This is a genomic window from Vibrio sp. 1562 (assembly GCF_033340155.1).
Classification (GTDB): Bacteria; Pseudomonadota; Gammaproteobacteria; order Enterobacterales; family Vibrionaceae; genus Vibrio; species Vibrio alginolyticus.
In genome coordinates this window covers 159017-178115 of sequence record NZ_JAWOVY010000004.1, presented here as the reverse complement: position 1 = coordinate 178115, position 19099 = coordinate 159017, and the positions used below count along the sequence as shown (strand labels likewise).

15 protein-coding genes are annotated in these 19099 nt (G+C 44.1%); 8 read left to right on the top strand and 7 right to left on the bottom strand.

Annotated elements, in window-relative coordinates:
- Positions 1-139 precede the first annotated feature (139 nt).
- Positions 140-1477 (bottom strand): GGDEF domain-containing protein, encoded by a 1338-nt coding sequence (locus tag R7Z49_RS05980; RefSeq protein WP_047100723.1) that lies wholly within the window; start codon positions 1475-1477, stop codon positions 140-142.
- Between the two features lie 336 nt (positions 1478-1813).
- Here R7Z49_RS05980 and R7Z49_RS05975 point away from each other — a divergent pair, with 336 nt between their 5' ends.
- A complete protein-coding gene (locus tag R7Z49_RS05975; protein WP_005377984.1) occupies positions 1814-2638 on the top strand; it encodes a DUF2797 domain-containing protein in 825 nt (274 codons plus the stop codon).
- A gap of 90 nt (positions 2639-2728) precedes the next feature.
- On the opposite strand, the gene R7Z49_RS05970 is transcribed toward R7Z49_RS05975, so the two are convergent.
- Positions 2729-3964: a cysteine desulfurase-like protein gene (locus R7Z49_RS05970; protein ID WP_054576433.1), complete on the bottom strand. Its 1236-nt coding sequence runs from the start codon at positions 3962-3964 to the stop codon at positions 2729-2731.
- Positions 3948-4604 carry a 2OG-Fe dioxygenase family protein gene (locus R7Z49_RS05965; RefSeq protein ID WP_005377989.1) on the bottom strand — a complete coding sequence of 219 codons (657 nt, stop codon included), beginning with the start codon at positions 4602-4604 and terminating at the stop codon, positions 3948-3950. Before R7Z49_RS05965 ends, R7Z49_RS05970 begins: the two co-directional genes overlap by 17 nt.
- A 359-nt stretch (positions 4605-4963) precedes the next feature.
- Here R7Z49_RS05965 and trxB point away from each other — a divergent pair, with 359 nt between their 5' ends.
- The 3 genes from trxB to cydC all read left to right on the top strand — a co-directional run bounded on the left by trxB (position 4964) and on the right by cydC (position 9528).
- Complete coding sequence (trxB, locus tag R7Z49_RS05960) at positions 4964-5923, top strand: thioredoxin-disulfide reductase (RefSeq protein ID WP_005377991.1); 960 nt, start codon at positions 4964-4966, stop codon at positions 5921-5923.
- Between the two features lie 103 nt (positions 5924-6026).
- Positions 6027-7814 (top strand): heme ABC transporter permease/ATP-binding protein CydD, encoded by a 1788-nt coding sequence (gene cydD / locus R7Z49_RS05955; RefSeq protein ID WP_005377993.1) that lies wholly within the window; start codon positions 6027-6029, stop codon positions 7812-7814.
- Complete coding sequence (gene cydC, locus R7Z49_RS05950) at positions 7807-9528, top strand: heme ABC transporter ATP-binding protein/permease CydC (RefSeq protein WP_054574046.1); 1722 nt, start codon at positions 7807-7809, stop codon at positions 9526-9528. Before cydD ends, cydC begins: the two co-directional genes overlap by 8 nt.
- Before the next feature lie 98 nt (positions 9529-9626).
- Here cydC and R7Z49_RS05945 read toward each other — a convergent pair whose 3' ends face one another.
- The 3 genes from R7Z49_RS05945 to R7Z49_RS05935 all read right to left on the bottom strand — a co-directional run bounded on the left by R7Z49_RS05945 (position 9627) and on the right by R7Z49_RS05935 (position 13542).
- Positions 9627-10958, bottom strand: a complete 1332-nt coding sequence (locus R7Z49_RS05945) for a D-serine ammonia-lyase (protein WP_115385877.1) — start codon at positions 10956-10958, stop codon at positions 9627-9629.
- Between the two features lie 83 nt (positions 10959-11041).
- Positions 11042-12136 carry a 3-phosphoserine/phosphohydroxythreonine transaminase gene (gene serC / locus R7Z49_RS05940; RefSeq protein WP_054574045.1) on the bottom strand — a complete coding sequence of 365 codons (1095 nt, stop codon included), beginning with the start codon at positions 12134-12136 and terminating at the stop codon, positions 11042-11044.
- A 137-nt stretch (positions 12137-12273) separates the two neighbouring features.
- The gene (locus R7Z49_RS05935; protein WP_005389614.1) at positions 12274-13542 is read right to left on the bottom strand and encodes a DUF945 family protein; all 1269 of its coding nucleotides are present in this window, start codon (positions 13540-13542) and stop codon (positions 12274-12276) included.
- 186 nt (positions 13543-13728) lie between these two features.
- Between R7Z49_RS05935 and R7Z49_RS05930 the strand changes: the two genes are divergently transcribed.
- From R7Z49_RS05930 to R7Z49_RS05920, 3 genes are all read left to right on the top strand, one after another.
- Positions 13729-15669, top strand: a complete 1941-nt coding sequence (locus R7Z49_RS05930; RefSeq protein ID WP_053349539.1) for an ATP-binding protein — start codon at positions 13729-13731, stop codon at positions 15667-15669.
- Positions 15666-16163 (top strand): response regulator, encoded by a 498-nt coding sequence (locus R7Z49_RS05925; RefSeq protein WP_005378005.1) that lies wholly within the window; start codon positions 15666-15668, stop codon positions 16161-16163. The genes R7Z49_RS05930 and R7Z49_RS05925 overlap by 4 nt, the downstream gene beginning before the upstream one ends.
- 291 nt (positions 16164-16454) lie before the next feature.
- Positions 16455-17003 carry a hypothetical protein gene (locus tag R7Z49_RS05920; RefSeq protein WP_005378006.1) on the top strand — a complete coding sequence of 183 codons (549 nt, stop codon included), beginning with the start codon at positions 16455-16457 and terminating at the stop codon, positions 17001-17003.
- 193 nt (positions 17004-17196) lie between these two features.
- On the opposite strand, the gene R7Z49_RS05915 is transcribed toward R7Z49_RS05920, so the two are convergent.
- On the bottom strand, positions 17197-17784 hold the full coding sequence (locus R7Z49_RS05915) for a TfoX/Sxy family DNA transformation protein (protein ID WP_005378007.1): 588 nt from the start codon (positions 17782-17784) through the stop codon (positions 17197-17199).
- A 369-nt stretch (positions 17785-18153) separates the two neighbouring features.
- On the opposite strand from R7Z49_RS05915, the gene R7Z49_RS05910 reads away from it, so the two are divergent.
- Positions 18154-19074 carry an HDOD domain-containing protein gene (locus R7Z49_RS05910; protein ID WP_005378009.1) on the top strand — a complete coding sequence of 307 codons (921 nt, stop codon included), beginning with the start codon at positions 18154-18156 and terminating at the stop codon, positions 19072-19074.
- Positions 19075-19099: the final 25 nt, after the last annotated feature.

Genomic DNA, 19099 nt, shown 5'->3' with positions numbered 1-19099 from the left:
TAGCAAGTTCGATTAGCACTACACTGCTGCTCACGGTAATCGTATCGATAACCCAAACTTCCCCCCTAAGTGGTGTTCAGCAGTTTCCCTCTTGGTGGCCAGTTGGCCACCTTTTTTCTTTCCTTTTAGTGAACGGCTATCAGGCTTGCTTCTTTTCGCAAGCAAGTAAACCATAATGAGCTTCCACTCGGTTGCGACCATTGCGCTTCGCCTGATACAACACTTCGTCAGCTCTCGCCATGGTTTCTGAGACGCGTTCATTCTGCATTTGGGCAACGCCAATACTGCAAGTTAATGATTCACCGTGCACCCACAAATGATCCTCCACATTTTTGCGAATCATTTCTGCCTTCTCTAACGCTTGTTCAATATTGGTATCAGGGCAAAATACGACAAACTCTTCGCCGCCCCAACGAACGAGTCGATCGTCTGAGTAAATAGAAGTCGCTACCACCATGACAAATTCGCGCAATATGTCATCCCCCATTTGGTGCCCAAATTTGTCGTTCACCTTTTTAAACTTATCCAAGTCCAAATAGAGAATACTGAAGGTGTTATGCCCCCAGCGAACCTGACGAGATTGTTGTTCCAGCCAGTGTTGCACAGCATATCGGTTCATCGCGCCCGTCAAAGCATCTCGATGCGCTAACTCTGCAAACTCATAGTTTTGAGCTCGCAAAGTATTATTCACCTTTTCCAAATGACGGTGACGCTTTTGCGCTTTTTCATAAGCCACTCTATTTTTTCGTAACTCATGCAGAGAAAAAGCCAGTCCAAGCGCCATCCAAGAGATTAATAATGCATACAACAATGTTTCTTGCGCAAGGTAAGCGCCTTCAAACTCAATTTTATCAATCACAATTCTATGTTTACCAAGTGCCGCACCAGACCCAGTTGCAATATCAATACGTGTGATGTTTGAAAATTCAGGTGCAGAGTGTTCAATCGCGACTCCGTTATCTGCTAACCACCAGGTCATCACCTGAAGATTTTTAATCGGAATTTCGACAATATCGCTCGAACCCGACGGAGAAAACTGCATGCCATTATATTTAATGGTGTACTCGTCGTCCGGCTTGGAATACTCAGAATTATAATTGCGAAGATACAAACGTAGGTCGTGGCTAGGGTTAGCCCCTATTCCTGCCTCTTCATATCGCACCTTCAATCGAATCGTATGGTAGTTGGAAAGGTCAATACCCTGTGTTGGCGTTGCTGAATCGGTATAAACCGAGATTCCGCAATAAGGCCAAGCATACGAGCTCTGCTTTAGTTCACAGCTAAGAACTAGGCTTTGCCGATCGTATGTGATATCTGCCTCACTCGCACCTCCTTCACTGACATCTTTAGTTGCATAGATATTGAAATGCTCAGGTGTAATGGTCAGCTTTCGCGTATCGCCAAGCACACTATAAAGGGCAACCAAACTGATAGTGCAAATAGAAAGAGCAAAGATAAAGTTATGGATCCACTTCATGGGCAAGTGACCTGCTGAGATTATATACAATACGTGAGGTTCAATAATTTCAAAAAATGAAATAAAGGTGATTTGTCAAGAAATAAAATCACTTTTTCATTCAATTCTTAGTTTCGACACATAGTAACGGATTTTGAACCGTTATCACGTTTTAAAATTTCTAAAAAATGCAGCCCAACTTCTATTTGCGAAGCATTTCACAGCCATAACTTTTAGAAAATAAAACACGATGCATAATAATTTAGTGCAAGACATTTACTTTAAAGCTCCTGTCAACCCTGCATCTCTTCTCCACTTCAGTATATACTGTGCAAAAACACAATAATGAGTAATGTCATGTCATTAATTGCAACTGGCACGCTAAACAAAATGCGTGCTTCTCTGGACGGTGCCGTCAACTACCGTCTTCCTGTCGGTGAGGAAGAGATCGACTTAACTCCGTTTCTGGGTAAAACGCTCACACTGACTCACACTGGCAATATTTTTTGTTGCTCATGTGGAAAGAAAACGAAAAAGAGTTATTCGCAAGGCCACTGTTTTGTATGCATGAAAAAGCTAGCAAGCTGCGACATGTGTATCATGAAGCCAGAGACCTGCCACTACGATCAAGGGACTTGTCGCGAACCACAATGGGGTGAAGAGAATTGCATGGTGGATCACTTTGTCTACCTGTCCAACACATCCAGCTTAAAAGTTGGTATTACTCGTCATACTCAAATCCCGACTCGTTGGATTGACCAAGGCGCGACTCAGGGCTTGCCAATTTTTAAAGTAAAAACTCGCCATATCTCCGGTTTAATTGAAGTTGAACTGGCGAAACATATCGCAGACAAGACCAATTGGCGCACACTGCTAAAAGGTGACGGTGAACCTATGGCATTGCAGGACCGTTTTGCTGAGCTATTGCCTTTAGTCGAAGAGAAAATTGCCGAGATAAAACAGCAATTCGGCGAAGATGCCATTGAAGTATTAAACGAAAGCATTACCGACCTTAGCTACCCGGTACAACAGCACCCAACGAAGATCACTTCGCATAACTTCGATAAAAACCCGGTTGTTACTGGCACTTTGCAAGGCATCAAAGGTCAATACCTCATCTTTGATACCGGCGTTATTAATGTAAGAAAATTCACTTCCTATGAAGTTGAAGTTAGTGAGTAATCGCTTGCAGAACGCGTTGATTCAAATAAAAATGAAAAAAGCTCGAGTTTGACTCGAGCTTTTGTTTTTCTATTAGGAAGAAATCGTTAGTTATGCGTCAAGGATGCTTTCTAGCACATCGAATAACATATCGACTTCTTCTATTGTGTTGTAATGCATACAACCAATTCGCACTACACCACCCGATTCTTCTAAACCAAGTTGACGAACTAAGCCCAACGCATAAAAGTGACCATTCCATACACAAATGTTATGTTCACCCAGTGTTTTCGCGATGAACTCTGGAGAATATCGGTCAAACGTTAGCGCAAAAGTTGGCGTGCGGAGTTGGCTATCTTCCTTTGCGATACCGAATAGATTGACACCATCTAATGCATTCAAACGCTGCAAGAAACGCTCACTCAAGCGCTGCTCATGTTGTTCATACAGTTGGTAGCTTTGCTCCAATCGTTGGCGAAGAGGTAAACCGACTTCACCAAATTGAGCCAGATACTCAACCGCAGAAACGACACCAGCAAGACCTTCAAAACTTTGCGTTCCTGTTTCAAATCGACCAGGGCCTATATTAGTGGCAGGCTCGACTTTGTAAGGGCGAATACTGTGGAGCCACTGATCGGCTATGTAAGCAATACCAACGTGTGGTCCGAAAAACTTGTAAGCTGAGCAAGCTAAAAAGTCACAACCTAACGCTTGAACATCAACCAAATGATGAGGCGCATAATGGACGGCATCCACATAAACTTGTGCCCCAACATTGTGCGCCATGCTGACTACTTGCTGTACATCCACAATAGAGCCCGTCGTGTTCGATGCATAAGTCACAGCGACAAGGCGCGTTTTATCAGAAAGAAGGCGGCTTAAATGCTCCATATCCAGCGTACAATCTTCTTCGTTGATACGAACTTGATGAACCGTAACGCCTTTATCTTCTGCCGCTTGCTGCCAGCTGGATACATTTGAATAGTGATCCAAAGCGGAAACAATGATCTCATCTCCTGCTTGCCAATCTCGACTAATCGCGCGACTAAGCTGAAAGGTTAGTGAGGTCATATTGGCACCGAAGACAATATTGCCAGATGAAGGGGCATTAAGTAGAACCTGAGCCGACTCACGCGCATTTTGCATTACGTCAACGGTCACTTGGCTAGAAAAATAATGCCCGCCTAAGTTAGCGTTGAAACGACCTAAATACCCTACCATGCTGTCTAGTACTGATTGAGGCACTTGTGAGCCACCTGGACCATCAAAAAACGTCACGGGCTTGTCGTTGTGGTATTGAGCCAACGCCGGAAATTGCTCTCTGATCTGATTAAGATTGAAGTTCATTACGCTTATCCGTAGCAGTGAGTACAAATACATCCATATGGCCCGCTTCGTCATCAATAACAGAGCGGATTGGGCACGCGTTATGCCACAGCTTGCTATCAGCCAAGATTGCGACCTCTCCGGTTTCTAGCACTTTACGGAAAAATGGGGCTTGGTTATGGCTGCTGTACAGCATGATGTCGCCACCGATGATGTTATGGCGTCCCACACCAACCATTGCAATGTGATCAAAACCGTCTTGGTGCACACCTTCAGGTGCTACTTGGGTTTCTTCTTCCAGTGCCCTGATACGGATTTGGTGAATTTCTATTTCTTGACCGTTTGGCAGATGATTCGCATTGACAAACAATTCACACATTTCTCGAAAGCCATCGCTGGTAAGAATATCCTTCTCAATTGGCTCGAATTGTCTTACAACATCACCTTGAAATCGGTTGATATCAGAGGATTGAACAAAGCTATTTTTATTTAAGTCGATGACTTTGCCGTTATCAAAACCAACCACAGAATAACGTCGTAGTCGATACTGACCATCTGCATGTTCGGTACGAGGCAGTTCTTCAAACGATGGGGAAAGCTGCTCAATTGCTGCCATGCTGAGCTGTGTTAAATGTAGAGTATTCTCACGTGAATGTAACATCATTTGCTCCTTTAATGAGGCACATTAATTAACATTTAATTTACACACTAGGTTACGCAAATATTCTGCAATTACCAGCTTTTAACGTTGATAGCTTCAACAAAACGACAAAAACAACATAACAAACCAAGTTAAACCACAAAAACAGAGTCATGTTTCAGCTTTACGCTTTGACAATATTTGAAACTAGACTTCTCTACTACGAATAGAATTTTATGCTAGAAGTCAACGTTCTCTATCAATATTTAGTGGGTTCTAATCTATAACCAATTATTCGATCACAATCGTTGTTTATGCTTTTAAAGCACTAAGAATTTCCATACAATCGAGGGAAATGTTACGCCCTTTTTGGAGCCATAATGAGCGACGTAAAACACTGTAAATTATTAATTCTTGGTTCTGGTCCTGCAGGATACACAGCTGCCGTCTACGCAGCGCGTGCAAACTTAAACCCTGTGCTTGTGACGGGAATGCAACAAGGTGGTCAGCTAACCACCACAACTGAAGTTGAAAACTGGCCAGGCGATGCTGAGGGACTGACAGGTCCAGCATTGATGGATCGCATGAAAGAACACGCCGAGCGTTTCGAAACTGAAATCGTATTTGATCACATCAATGAAGTAGAGCTATCACAACGCCCATTTCGTTTAAAAGGCGACTCAGGTGAGTACACTTGTGATGCCTTAATCATATCTACCGGCGCATCAGCAAAATACCTTGGCCTTGAGTCTGAAGAAGCATTTAAAGGTCGCGGCGTTTCTGCTTGTGCAACCTGTGACGGTTTCTTCTACCGTAATCAGAAAGTTGCAGTTGTGGGCGGTGGTAACACGGCTGTTGAAGAAGCGCTATACCTATCTAACATTGCGTCAGAAGTTCACCTGATCCACCGCCGCGATTCATTCCGCGCAGAGAAGATCCTTGTGAAACGTCTGATGGATAAAGTTGAAAGCGGTAATATCGTTCTTCATACCGATCGCACTCTCGATGAAGTACTGGGAGACGATATGGGCGTAACGGGCGTCCGCATTAAAGACGTGAACAGCGGTGCGACAGAAGATATCGATGTAATGGGTGCATTCATCGCAATTGGCCACCAGCCAAACACACAAATCTTTGAAGGCCAAGTAGACATGAAAGATGGCTACATCATCGTTCAATCAGGTCTTGAAGGCAACGCAACACAAACTAGTATCGAAGGTGTATTTGCAGCTGGCGACGTAATGGACCACAACTACCGTCAAGCGATCACCTCTGCAGGTACAGGTTGTATGGCTGCATTAGATGCTGAACGTTTCTTAGACTCACTTGGTGACAAATAACTTTTCACATTTGTGTCATATCCTTAAAGCCCAGCGGTATTCCCGCTGGGTTTTCTTTTGTATACTACCGCCTCATTAAAACAATTATCATTAAGCCTTCACGATGGATAAGAAAAAGCAAAGCAGCTTGAATAAGTGGCTGAAGCAACAAAGTAAGTTAGCCAAGCGCTGGCTTATGATTGCGATAGGCCTAGGCGTACTTTCAAGCGTGTTTTTATTGGCTCAAGCAGCCCTGCTCGCCTCCATTCTGCACCAGTTAATCATTGACCAAGTCGACAAAGCCGACCTCATTTGGCATTTTGTTGGGCTCGGTGGCACGGTTATCGGTCGAGCTGCTTGTACCTGGGGTCGAGAGCTTGCCGGTTACCGTTGCGGGGAGCAAATTCGAGTTTATATTCGCCAACTCATTTTAGATAAAGTTCATAAACTTGGGCCAGCTTACATCAAAGGCAAACCTGCTGGCAGTTGGGCAACGCTCATCTTAGAGCAGGTAGAAGATATGCAAGATTTCTTCTCACGCTACTTGCCTCAAATGTCATTATCGGTACTAGTGCCTTTCATCATTTTGGTTGTCGTATTCCCAGTAAACTGGGCAGCAGGCTTGATCTTCCTGGTCACTGCACCACTGGTGCCTATTTTCATGGCACTGGTTGGGATGAAAGCCGCAGAAGCAAACCGTAAAAACTTTAAAGCGATGCAGCGTTTGTCGGGTCACTTTTATGACCGCTTGCAAGCAATGACAACCATTCGCTTATTCGATAGAACAAAATCTGAAACTGAGACGCTAAAGGGTGCTTCAGAAGTCTTTCGTACTCGTACCATGGACGTTCTGAAAATCGCGTTTCTGTCTTCTGCGGTGTTAGAGTTTTTCACTTCCATTTCTATCGCAATTACCGCTGTCTACTTTGGCTTTAGTTATATCGGGGAGCTGGACTTCGGCTACTACGGCACAGGTGTTACGCTCTTTGCTGGTTTGTTCATTCTGATTCTTGCTCCAGAGTTTTATCAGCCATTACGCGATTTGGGCACGTTCTATCATGCAAAACAGCAAGCGGTTGGCGCAGCAGAAAGCATTGTCGAGTTTCTGGATTTGGAAGTCGATCAAATCAAAGATGGTACCCAAGCGTTAGATAAAAACAGCCCTATCCATATTGAAGCGGACCAGTTAACCATTTTTAGTCCGGAAGGTAAGCAGCTCGCAGGTCCCCTATCCTTCTCTCTTGAAGCCAACAAAAGTACGGCTTTAGTTGGACCAAGTGGCGCAGGTAAAACAAGTTTGGTAAACACAATCCTCGGTTTCATGCCTTATCAAGGTAGCTTAAAAATTAATGGCTGCGAATTGTCGCAACTGGATCTAGCCACATGGCGAGAGGCAGTAAGCTGGATTGGTCAAAACCCGATGCTATTACACGGTAGCATTCGAGATAACATCACACTAGGTAAGCACAATATTCAGGATGCAGACGTACATTCTGTGTTGAATGACTCTCACGCTGCTGAATTTGTTGAAATGCATGGGTTGGATTATCCGATATCTGATCGTTCTGGTGGTTTATCTGTCGGCCAAGCGCAGCGTTTAGCACTGGCTCGCGCCATGCTACAAAATGGTCGTTTTTGGTTATTAGATGAACCAACCGCAAGCTTAGATGCTCGCAGTGAAAAACTCGTGATGGAAGGCATTAACAAGTATGCGCATGCCACAACGAATTTGATGATTACTCACCAACTTGCGCCTTTACAAAACGTATCGCAAATTCTTGTTATGCAGGACGGCCAGATTGTTCAACGTGGTGATTACGCCACACTGTCGACAGAAGATGGCTTATTTAAAGACATGTTGGAAGCGAACCTCGCACAACGTGAAACAGACAAGGGGAACTTAGATGCGTGATTTACTCCCTTATCTAAAACTCTATAAAAAACACTGGTTTGGTCTTTCGCTAGGTATGCTACTGGCATTTCTGACCTTAGCGGCGTCTATTGGCTTATTAACGCTATCAGGTTGGTTTATTTCAGCCGCAGCGGTGGCAGGCTTGACGGTTGCTCGTGAGACCTTCAACTACATGTTACCAGGTGCCGGGGTACGCGGCGCTGCAATGGCTCGAACCGCAGGTCGATGGGGAGAACGTGTCGTTAGCCACAATGCAACGTTCAAGCTGCTTACCGATCTACGTATCTTCTTCTTTAAGAAACTTGCACCACTGATTCCGGGTCGTGTTTCTACGATGCGTGATGCCGATCTGCTCAACCGCCTAGTAGCGGACGTAGACGCGATGGATCACGTATACCTTCGACTTATCAGCCCTGTCGTGATTGGTATTTTTGGCATATTGAGTTTAACGGCTGTCCTGGCGTTCTTTGATTGGCATCTCGCCCTACTGCTTGGCTCGATTCTTACCGTCATGCTGTTTGTATGGCCAGTGCTGTTCTATAAACTGGGTAAAAATAATGGCGAGAATCTCACTCATCATAAAGCGCAATTGCGAGTGGCGACACTGGACTGGCTTCAAGGCTACAGTGAACTGAGTATCTTTGGAGCAGAAGAACGTTATCGTAATCTCATTCTAGAGAAGCAGAAGCAGTTGCTGTCTAACCAATTTGTGAACGCGAATTTAACGGGCATGGCTTCAGGCCTGCTTATGCTGGTGAACGGCATTACACTGGTTGTGATGCTTTGGTTTGCTGCAGACGGCGTAGGTGGTCGTGCTCCTGATCCTTGGATTGCGCTGTTTGCGTTTGCAACCATGGCGAGCTTTGAGATTCTGATGCCTATCGCGGGCGCATTCCAGTATCTCGGTCAAACGTTGACCTCTGCTCGTCGTTTAAATGAAGTAATTTTGGCTGAACCTGACGTTGTCTTCCCTGAGCAGTCGAAACATAAAGACACAACGTTAGACATTGAATTCGACAACATAGATTTTACTTACCCTGACGGTCAGCAAAAGGTGCTGAAAGACTTGTCACTCTCACTACCGTTGGGCACTAAAACTGCAATTGTAGGTCAAACAGGTTCAGGTAAATCAACACTGATTCAGCTTCTTTGCCGCTACTGGGATGTTAACCAAGGTGAAGTTCGAATCGGTGGTACAAAACTGCAAGATTGGAGCGAGTCGGACCTGCGATCAGCAATGACTGTGATCAGTCAACGCGTAGATGTACTAAACGGGACACTACGTGACAACTTACTCATGGCCGCTCCGGATGCAAGTGATGAGCAACTGTCTACTATTTTACAAAAAGTCGAGCTTGGCGGACTTCTTGAAGAGCCGGGGTTAGACGCTTGGTTAGGCGACGGCGGTCGTCAGTTATCTGGCGGTGAGAAACGTCGAATCGGCATTGCTCGAGCATTGCTACGTGATGCCCCAATCCTACTCTTAGATGAACCGACTGAAGGCCTCGATAAGCGTACGGAACAAAAAGTGATGGCGCTTTTCAATGAACACTTTGCTAATAAGACAGTAGTATTCATTACACACCGACTGATAGAGTTAGAAAGTATGGATAGCATCTGTTTGATGGAACAAGGTGAGATCATCGAACAAGGCGACCATCCAACGCTACTCGCTCAAAAAGGTCGTTACTACCAGCTATTACAATCTCTATAATTCGATTTTCAGTGACGAGAAGGGCTCATCAAACGATGAGCCCTTTTGTTATTCCTGTATTAATTAGTTACCTAATTAAGCACGTATACAGTGCTGATTTACCGACCAGATTTTTTGAGATAAGCCGCCATTTCATCTTCCGGAACCATGCCCCCACCAGTTGCCCAAACAAGATGTGTTGCGTTTTTGAGTTTTTCTTCGTCAAATTTCATTTGAGACTGATAAGCATGGTTATTCGAGACGTGCACTGCCCCAATCATACCGGCTAATGCAGAAGGCTCTAGATTAATACCTTCCAGTTCACTTAACTCACCCAAGTGGTGATACATACGAGCGTCATCAATGGTGTAAAAACCATCAAGTAGCCTTTCCATCGCTCTTCCGACAAATCCCGAGGCACGCCCGACTGCCAAGCCATCAGCGGCGGTGATGTTATCGATACCCAAATCTTGTACCGAAATATCGTCATGCAAGCCTGTATGTACGCCCAACAGCATGCACGGGGAGTGCGTTGGCTCCGCGAAAATACAATGGACATGCTCGCCAAACGCTACCTTCAAGCCAAATGCCACGCCACCAGGCCCGCCGCCAACACCACAAGGAAGATAAACAAACAATGGATGATGCTCATCAACAACGATTCCCAAGTCATCAAATTGCTGCTTAAGACGCTCACCCGCAACAGAGTAACCTAGAAACAGCGTCCGTGAGTTTTCATCATCGATAAAGAAACAGTTGGGATCTTTTTCTGCCTCTTTACGACCTTGCGCGACAGCAATACCATAATCTTCTTGGTGCTCTACGACATTAACACCATGTGACCGGAGCTTATTTTTCTTCCATTCCCGCGCATCCGCAGACATGTGGACTGAAACTGAAAAACCCAGCTTCGCACTCATGATACCGATGGACATACCAAGATTGCCGGTTGAGCCAACTGCAATACTGTACTGCTTAAAAAACTGCCGAAACTCATTGCTGAACAATTTGCTGTAATCATCGCTTTCACAGAGCAAGCCGGCTTCAAACGCCAACTTTTCTGCATGAGTGAGCACTTCATAAATACCACCTCTCGCTTTGATCGAACCAGAAATTGGCAAATGACTGTCTTTTTTGAGCATTAAATGGCCCAATATTGGTGTGTCGTATTGCTGCTCCAAACGCACTTTCATATTGGGAATATCCACCACTGCGGACTCAATAACGCCACGCGACGTTTCCGTTTCGGGAAACGCTTTCATCAAATAAGGCGCAAATCGTGTTAGCCGTTCACTCGCCGCTTGAATATCTTTTTCATCTAACCCGACATGAGATAAGCCTTCCTCCAAGGAAGTGATATGGGGGTTGAACCAACAAACCTCTTCAAGATCAATAAGTGCAGCCAAGAGTGGGAACTGCTTAGTCAGCGCTTCAATATTTGCCTTGGTCATTTTACCTTCCTGGAATGATGTGAGTTGAGATAAACAAAAGCGCCGCAATAGCGACGCTTTGGAGAACAACTATCAGTTTGAGCTTACGCGTAGTTTTTCTCAAACTCTTGCATGAAGTCTACTAACGCTTGAACGCCTTCTAGCGGCATTGCGTTATAAATGGATGCTCGCATACCACCAACTGCTCGGTGACCTTTTAGCGCTTTCAGCCCTTTAGAGTCTGCTAACTCAAGGAAGGTTGCATCCAGTTCAGGCTTAGCAAGTTGAAATGGAACGTTCATCAAAGAACGGTTCGCTGAGTGCACGCCATTACGGTAGAAATCAGACTGATCGATGTAATCATACAGTAGCGCGGCTTTAGCGCGGTTCACTTGCTCAATCGCTTTTACTCCGCCCTGTCCCTTCAGCCATTTGAAAACAAGACCAGACAGGTACCATGCAAAGGTTGGTGGCGTGTTGAACATTGATTCTTTTTCTGCCAAAACAGTGTAATCCAAGATACTTGGTAGAACCTGCTTCGCCATACCTAATAAATCATCGCGCACGATAGCAATAGCAATGCCGGAAGGACCAATATTTTTCTGAGCGCCCGCGTAAATCACACCGTATTTAGACACATCGATCTCACGAGAAAGAATTGTCGAAGACATGTCAGCAACAATCGGTTTGTCGGTGATAGGAAGATCGTTAATCTCAATACCATCAATGGTCTCATTTGGACAGAAGTGAACGTAAGCCGCTTCTGGAGCAATTTTCCATTCACTTGCAGGTAGAACCGCGACTTTCCCGTTGATTTCTGTTTTTGCATCAAACACGTCTGGTTCGCAGTATTTTTTCGCTTCAGCTACCGCGCTTTCAGCCCAATAACCACCATCGATGTAAGTTGCCGTATCGGCATCACCAAGTAAGTTTAGAGGAACAGCAGCAAACTGAGCACGAGCACCACCTTGGCAGAACAGCACTTTATAGTTGTCCGGAATATTCAGAAGATCACGTAAATCCTGCTCGGCTTCTTCTGCAACTTTGATGAACTCTTTGCTTCGGTGGCTGATTTCCATGACCGAAGTGCCAAGACCTTGCCAATCGATTAGTTCCTTTTGTGCTTGCTGCATAACTGCTTTAGGCAGACCTGCTGGCCCTGCACTGAAGTTAAATACGTTGTCCGTATTTTGTTCCATGATGCTCATTGCTCCTGCTATGTAAATATTACGAAATTAATATCACGTTTTCGCAGTGATAAAAACAAGAAAAGAGGTCTTACGACCTCTTTTTAAAGACTAAGCGTTGAATTGGAACAAATTCGCAACAACACGAATTACTGTTGTTGCATCAAAGCAGGCATAAGTAGAGCCACCAATGGGAACTCATGCCCATTTTCGAACTTCAATTTGCCTTCACCAATTTCTGCTTTTAATTGATAACCGCCCTCTACTTTTTCGATCAACTCCATAATAAGGAGCTCATCAATCCCTTCTTGAATAAATGGGTAATGCGTTACTAATTCATCAGAGAAGTAAGTGCTAAGTTCACCAGTAGTGGCCGTCACCAACTTCATTGGATCTTGAGTAATATGCTCAGTACCTTCAGGGATGGATAGTTGCCACTCATTGTGGAACTTGCCGTCACCGAACGCGAGTGAAAGCTCGTTCACGGATAAATCAAAACCTTTGCTAAACAGCGTATCGACATGCGGCAATAAATTCGCAATTTCCTGCTCATCTAACATAGGAGAGCTTTGATAGATAGACATAATTTGATCAAAAGACTGGCTATCCACATCTGCAATTGAGAAATCCAACTTAAAGTTATCGACATCCGTCCCATCAGTTAAACGTAGTTTCTTAGCATCTAGGTTTAATTGACTGTTCAGCTTATCACCAGACTCACTCATCGTAGTGTTACCACGGTAGCTCGCATTTTCAATCAAAAAGACAGGCGTCAAGTTCGCATCAACCACATCCAGCTTCTCTAGAGAAAAAGATTGCTCACCCAGCCAATAGCCTTTTGCTTGCTTTCCTTTACCTTGCCCTGTCAATGCATTCAGATGAAGCTCTTCACCGTTTTCAAAATCCACTTGAACAGAAGGAACGGAAACTTGGTAATTGAGATCACCCAATACCGTCACATCACCTGTTACTTTTGCAGGGCTTGTAGAAACAGAAACACCTTGCGCTTCGTTACGATAATGCCAACTGTCTAGGTCGAGGATAAATGCTGTATTGCCATTTAGTTGAGTCTGGCTATGCATCGTGAGAGGCAAAAAGTCATTGTCCACCAATTTTGAATCTGCTGTTAGGCTTGTTAGACCGTGGCTAACATCACTGGTTACGTCAAACGTCGTTGGCATACCATCACGCTCTAACTGCGTTTTAAGCTCAGGATCAACAACTGAATAACGAGTCAGCACGACTGAAGACAAATAGCCACGCTGATACTCGACCACTTCGCCTTTAATCATTTCATCATTCATATTGGTAATACCATCTTCAATGATGGACTGACCAATTTGTCCGACAGCCAATGGCCAACACAGTGCTAATGAGATAGCACCACCAATGGCGCCGATTTTTTTAAGATTTTGCATAACGTCACTTATTAGATATTTTCGGTCAGTCTACCCCAAACCACCTGCGGAGAAAACATTGAGACAAATCAGACTATTGATGCTTATTCTAGTCCATTAATCAGGAATCATACTTGGCTCCCACTCATCATGTCCTTTTATTGTTAAAGTTTGCGTGGCGAAGTTTTAACCGGAGCTAAAACATCTGTGAATCGTTATGCTGTGTTGTGTCTCGACAACAACCCAATCAGTGCTGAACAGTTTCGATTGGAGCTGTCTGCCTTCTCAAGTAAGTTTGATATTTTTTCTGTCGAATCGATAGAAGAGGCTCAAAGCGCTTTAGAGTATCTAGAAGAAAGAGAACAGACTGTTGCTTTAGTTATAGCGAGCCATCACGCTCATTTTAACGGCGTGGATTTTCTTATTGGTTTAGACCGGATGCCACATACCGAGCAAGCAAGAAAAATTCTTATTAGCTGCTCGTCTGATATAGAGGCAATTCTCACTGCCGTTAATGAGGGCAGGCTCGACCACTGCCTCACTAAACCTTTGCCAGATCACGTCTTATTTAACACAGTGCAAAAAGAGCTGACCCAATTTATCTTGCGAAATGGCAAAGAAGACCTGCTAAGTTACAGTCAGATATTGGATCATCACAGCTTGTTGCGAGCGCACATCAATAACCAGATGAGCCATTATCAAGCCGGATTCTTACACGACTACCACTCGATGTCTGATGCCGAGTTAGCCGAGCAAGTGATCTCCGCTCTCCAGCAATTTTTCAAAGATAATGACGAAACAAGAGCGTGCCGTACATACTCACCTGAACACTTATTAACCGTGGAAGGCGAGCCAAATTGCTTTTTGTGGTTTATCACCGAAGGTGAAGTGGCTCTGTACAAGCGCGATGAGCAAGGCATGCAGCGAGAGGTTGTACGCCATAACAAAGGGAATATTGTCGGAGGCATGTCGTTTGTTACTGGGGAATGTTCTTTCTCGACAGCTCTAACACTAACCAAAACAGAAGTTATCAAACTCGATCGCAACGTATTCAATAAAGTGATGCAAAGCGACTCAAACTTACTGCCTCTTTTTACAAACTTGCTTTTACGCCACTTCAACCGCCGATTGCAAAGAAGCATCAACACCAAACTGCAACTTCAAAAAACGCTCGAATCTTTAGAATCAGCCCACCAGCAGCTCATTGAAAGAGAAAAAATGGCGATGCTTGGCCAATTGGTTGCGGGAGTGGCACACGAACTAAACAATCCAGTAGCCGCGATATTGAGGGGCGTAGAGAATTTAACGCATACGCTAGAACGATTACTTAACGATGCGCCCAGTTCCGATATACAAAGCAAAGGCATTGAATTACTGAGCAAAGCGCAAACCTCAAAACCCGCTTCAACCGCCGAGCTCAGATCACGCGTAAAAGCGCTTAGCCATACTCTTCCAGACCGAGCATTGGCAAAAAAAGTGGTGAGCCTTGGATTAGAGTCCGATCAAGAGCTACTTACCCAACTAACGAGAAAGCAGAAAGCGTCTTATCATGCTCTCAATACACTAGAGCAATACCACAAAGCAGGTTCTACACTTCGCTCAATTAATGTCTGTGCAGCACGAATTGCTGATATGGTAAAAAGCCTGAAAGGATATGCTCGGTCAGATGATGAGACCCTGCACTATGCCGATATTCATGAGGGCATTGAAGACACCTTGGTGATTTTCGAGAACAAATTAAAAATGCACCAAGTTTCAACCGACTATGCAAACTTGCCTTCCATCCTTTGTCAACCGATCGCACTCCAACAGGTGTGGACGAACTTGGTCTCTAACGCCATTGACGCATTTCCAGAGAAAGGTGTGTTAAACATACAAACACGCCTTATAGAAAAAGAGCACACACATTATGCCGTTATCTCATTTGAAGATAATGGATGTGGCATTCCTGAATCGCAAAGAGACGCCATTTTCGAGCTGAACTTCACCACAAAAAAAGAAGGTAATTTTGGCTTAGGCATCGGGCTGTCCATCTGCCAGCAAATCGTAACAGCACACAGAGGGTGGATTGACGTCGAATCAGAGATCGGCCAGTTCACACGAATGACCGTCTGGTTACCAGTCATCGAAGAAGGAGATGAAACATGACCAAGTATCTAATTTTATGTGTCGATGACGAACGAGAAGTCTTGGATAGCGTGCTCCAAGATCTTGCTCCCTTCGAGGAGAACTTTGTCGTCGAAGGAGCGGAATCGGTGACTGAAGCTCGGCAAGTGATTGAGGAGATGGCGGAAGAAGAAGTTCAGCTTGCGCTCATTTTATGTGACCACATTATGCCGGAACAAACTGGGATCAGCTTCTTAATCGAACTCAGTCAAAATGGTGACACAAAAGCAGCGCGCAAAGTTTTACTCACAGGACAAGCTGGTTTGGAAGACACCGTAGAAGCCGTAAATAACGCGAGTCTCGATTATTACATTGCCAAACCTTGGAAAGGTGAAGCATTGAGAAAAGCAATCGTGTCTCAGCTTACCGCGTTTGTGATTGAGAATGATGATAACCTGCTATCCTGGACTCAAATCCTTGATTCTGAGGCAATCCTCAACGCCATGGCAGAAAGAAGAGCAAGCTTTGGCGAGTAATAAAGTGTTTGGTTCTAACTTGAACTCAACGATGCTCATTGCACCACCTAACCTCGCATAGTCGAATGAGGTTAGAAAAACATCGTTACTTGTCCGAGTGAAATTCTCGGACACTACGTATATGGCGTAGTTTTTGCTTAAACCAAGGAACTATTAAGTTAATTGACAAAACATCGACACATTTTTGTTGGTCGTGGACCTTCCTTTTTATTATGATGTCGGACAAATCAGATTACGGTTCAAGTGGTTGCTTGAATCCATGGAAATAATGAACAAGGTTTATCGTTAGTTATGCGTAAAACACTATTAGCCGCTGCCTTACTAGTGGCATCAAGCCATGCCCTAGCTGCAAACGATCGCAATGCGCCAGCAACTATGAGCAACTTTAGCTACGACTATTTCGAAGCACGTATTGGCGCAAGTCCTGTGACATTTGGTGCTGGATTCAGCAAATCAATTCACCCGAACGCGCATGTTATTGCTCGTATTGACTCTGAGTTTGAAAGTGATTTTGACTCAGCTGCAGGCTTTGGCTTCCATTCTCCGCTAAACAACTGGGCAGATCTTACTGGTGAAATGCTAATGCGCGTTGTGCAACCTTCGAATGAGAGCAGCACAGATGTTGGTATGGAGCTTAACTTAGGTGTTCGCCAATGGTTGGGCCCTCAATTAGAAGTAGGCGGCAAAGTCGGCTACGTTTCTATCGATAACGATGACGATTGGACTGGCTCCGCCTACGCTCGATTCCACTCAACAGAGCTTTTCTCTTTGGGTGCTGAAGCACGTATCAACGATTTTTACGGTGATCAGGTAATGTTCACTACGCGTTTTAAGTTTTAAGATTTGTGCTATAAGAAAAGAGCAAATTAAAAAAACAAAAACCGAGGTCTCTGCCTCGGTTTTTTTGTCTAATTTAATGACTAACTCAATGAAGTGGTAAAAAACTTCAACGTCCTTTTTCCGCTTTTCACACTTGCCTTTACGACCCGCTAACTCCATCGAAACGAGTCAATCATTGTGCGATCAGCTTCGCTTAGTCACACAGTGCCAATAACTGTTTTTTACGCGGCTCTTGGATCAGTTTCCAATGTACGCCATCAGTTGCACCAGCAAATTTCCACAGTAGCTTTACATCAACATCATTACCGTAAGCCGTTTTAACTTTGTTGAAGACTTTTACAGGTCCAAGTTCTAAAAAGGTTTCTACGTCATCAACACCGGCTTTCTTGACCATACGTTCAAGGGTTAGTTGCATGTTGGGTAAGTCTCTTAAGCGTCTACTGGCAGAGGACTTTTGATATTTCCGTTCCTTAATTGAGTATTCAATTGATTTCTGTACCAGTTCATCAAGCCCTACATATCCGGATTCGAATAAATCGGTTACATCATAATAATTTACGGTTGCCGTCGTCTGTTTTTTGACGTGCTTATACTTCTCACAGCTCAGTTGAGTAAACACTTCATCTAGCCCATTACCACCACGTAAGTAGCAGCAATCATTGCTGACAAGCGCAAACATAGCATCATCGGTGAATAAACCAATACCACCGAACATAGAACGTTTTTGGTACTCACTGAAGGTGCGTACATATTTAAAAAAAGCTTGGTCTGTCATGTCCATTGACCTCTTTAATCTGAATAAATTACCCCGATTAGCGATGTCACCAGATAAACAGCAGCTTATAGCGAATTATAAATGTCGATTTGTTGGCGATATTTTTGTGAGTTGTGCTCACCAACTTGCTTAATCATACTTAACGTTGAAAAATAAGTTAGGACATAGGTCACATATAAAAAAGTATAAATTCTGCATACGTGATTAGTTTCACACTTATTGTTTGTGTGGTGATATTTTTTTGACGCATAGCATGCCTAAAACACGCCATCATTATGATCTCGCTGGCAATTACGGGCACATAATACGCATTTAATTGATAAAGAATACGCTGTAAGGGTACACTGTACGAAAGATCTCAAGTACAGCGTCACAATGGAACATTTATCATTTTTTTGGCTGCCAAATAATAAAGATAAGCTTATAAACGCACTGGAATCCGAGTTTGCTCAGCTGGTAGAACAGTCCATCGCCACGGGTAAGATTTCGTTACCTCCTATTCCTGATGTCGTGCTTAAAATTCAGCAGTTATGTGTCGAAGAACACACCACGATTGCCGATGTTGCTAACTGTTTATTGGAAGATCCCGGATTAGCAGCGGTCGTTTTACGAGTCGCTAACTCTGTGATTTTCAATCGCAGAAATATCACCTGCAACGACTTAACTACAGCGGTATCTCGTCTCGGAATACTTCGTGTACGTGATATTGTTACCGCACAAGCGATCGAGCAACTTAAACACTCAGTTAATCTCACTAAAGAATGCAATGCCATCTTGGTGAAGAGTGCAGCGATATCGCGTGAGCTCGGTGCCGTCATGGTGATGTTGGTTCAATCGTTTCGTAGCCACGAGCCAGGCACTTATGGTCATCTAGAGCAAGAAAAGGCGTTATTGGTCGGTCTATTAGCCGATATTGGGTTATTTTGCCTAATTAATGAGTACCACTTGTACTTAGATAGGGGCAATTACTTAGACCCAGATATTGCATTGCAGATCTTCCAAACACGTTGTTCTGCCACAAGTAAACTGGTACTTGAGCGTTGGGGGTTTGACAACGACTTCAGAGAAGTATCCTCAAACGAAAAATACGAGTTAACGCGACCAGAAGTGAGTTATCTCGACATCGCTAGAATTGCGCATCATTTATTGATGTTCCGCAATCACGATGAACGCATTGACGAACATGAAGTTGAATTCAACTTAACTGGTGCAGAAGTCTTGTATGAACTTAGTAACATGAGTGATACTGACTTCAATGATCAAATCCGTGCTGTACTCAATGCTAGCGGTTTGTAATTTATCGCTTTCTGATAATACCTTA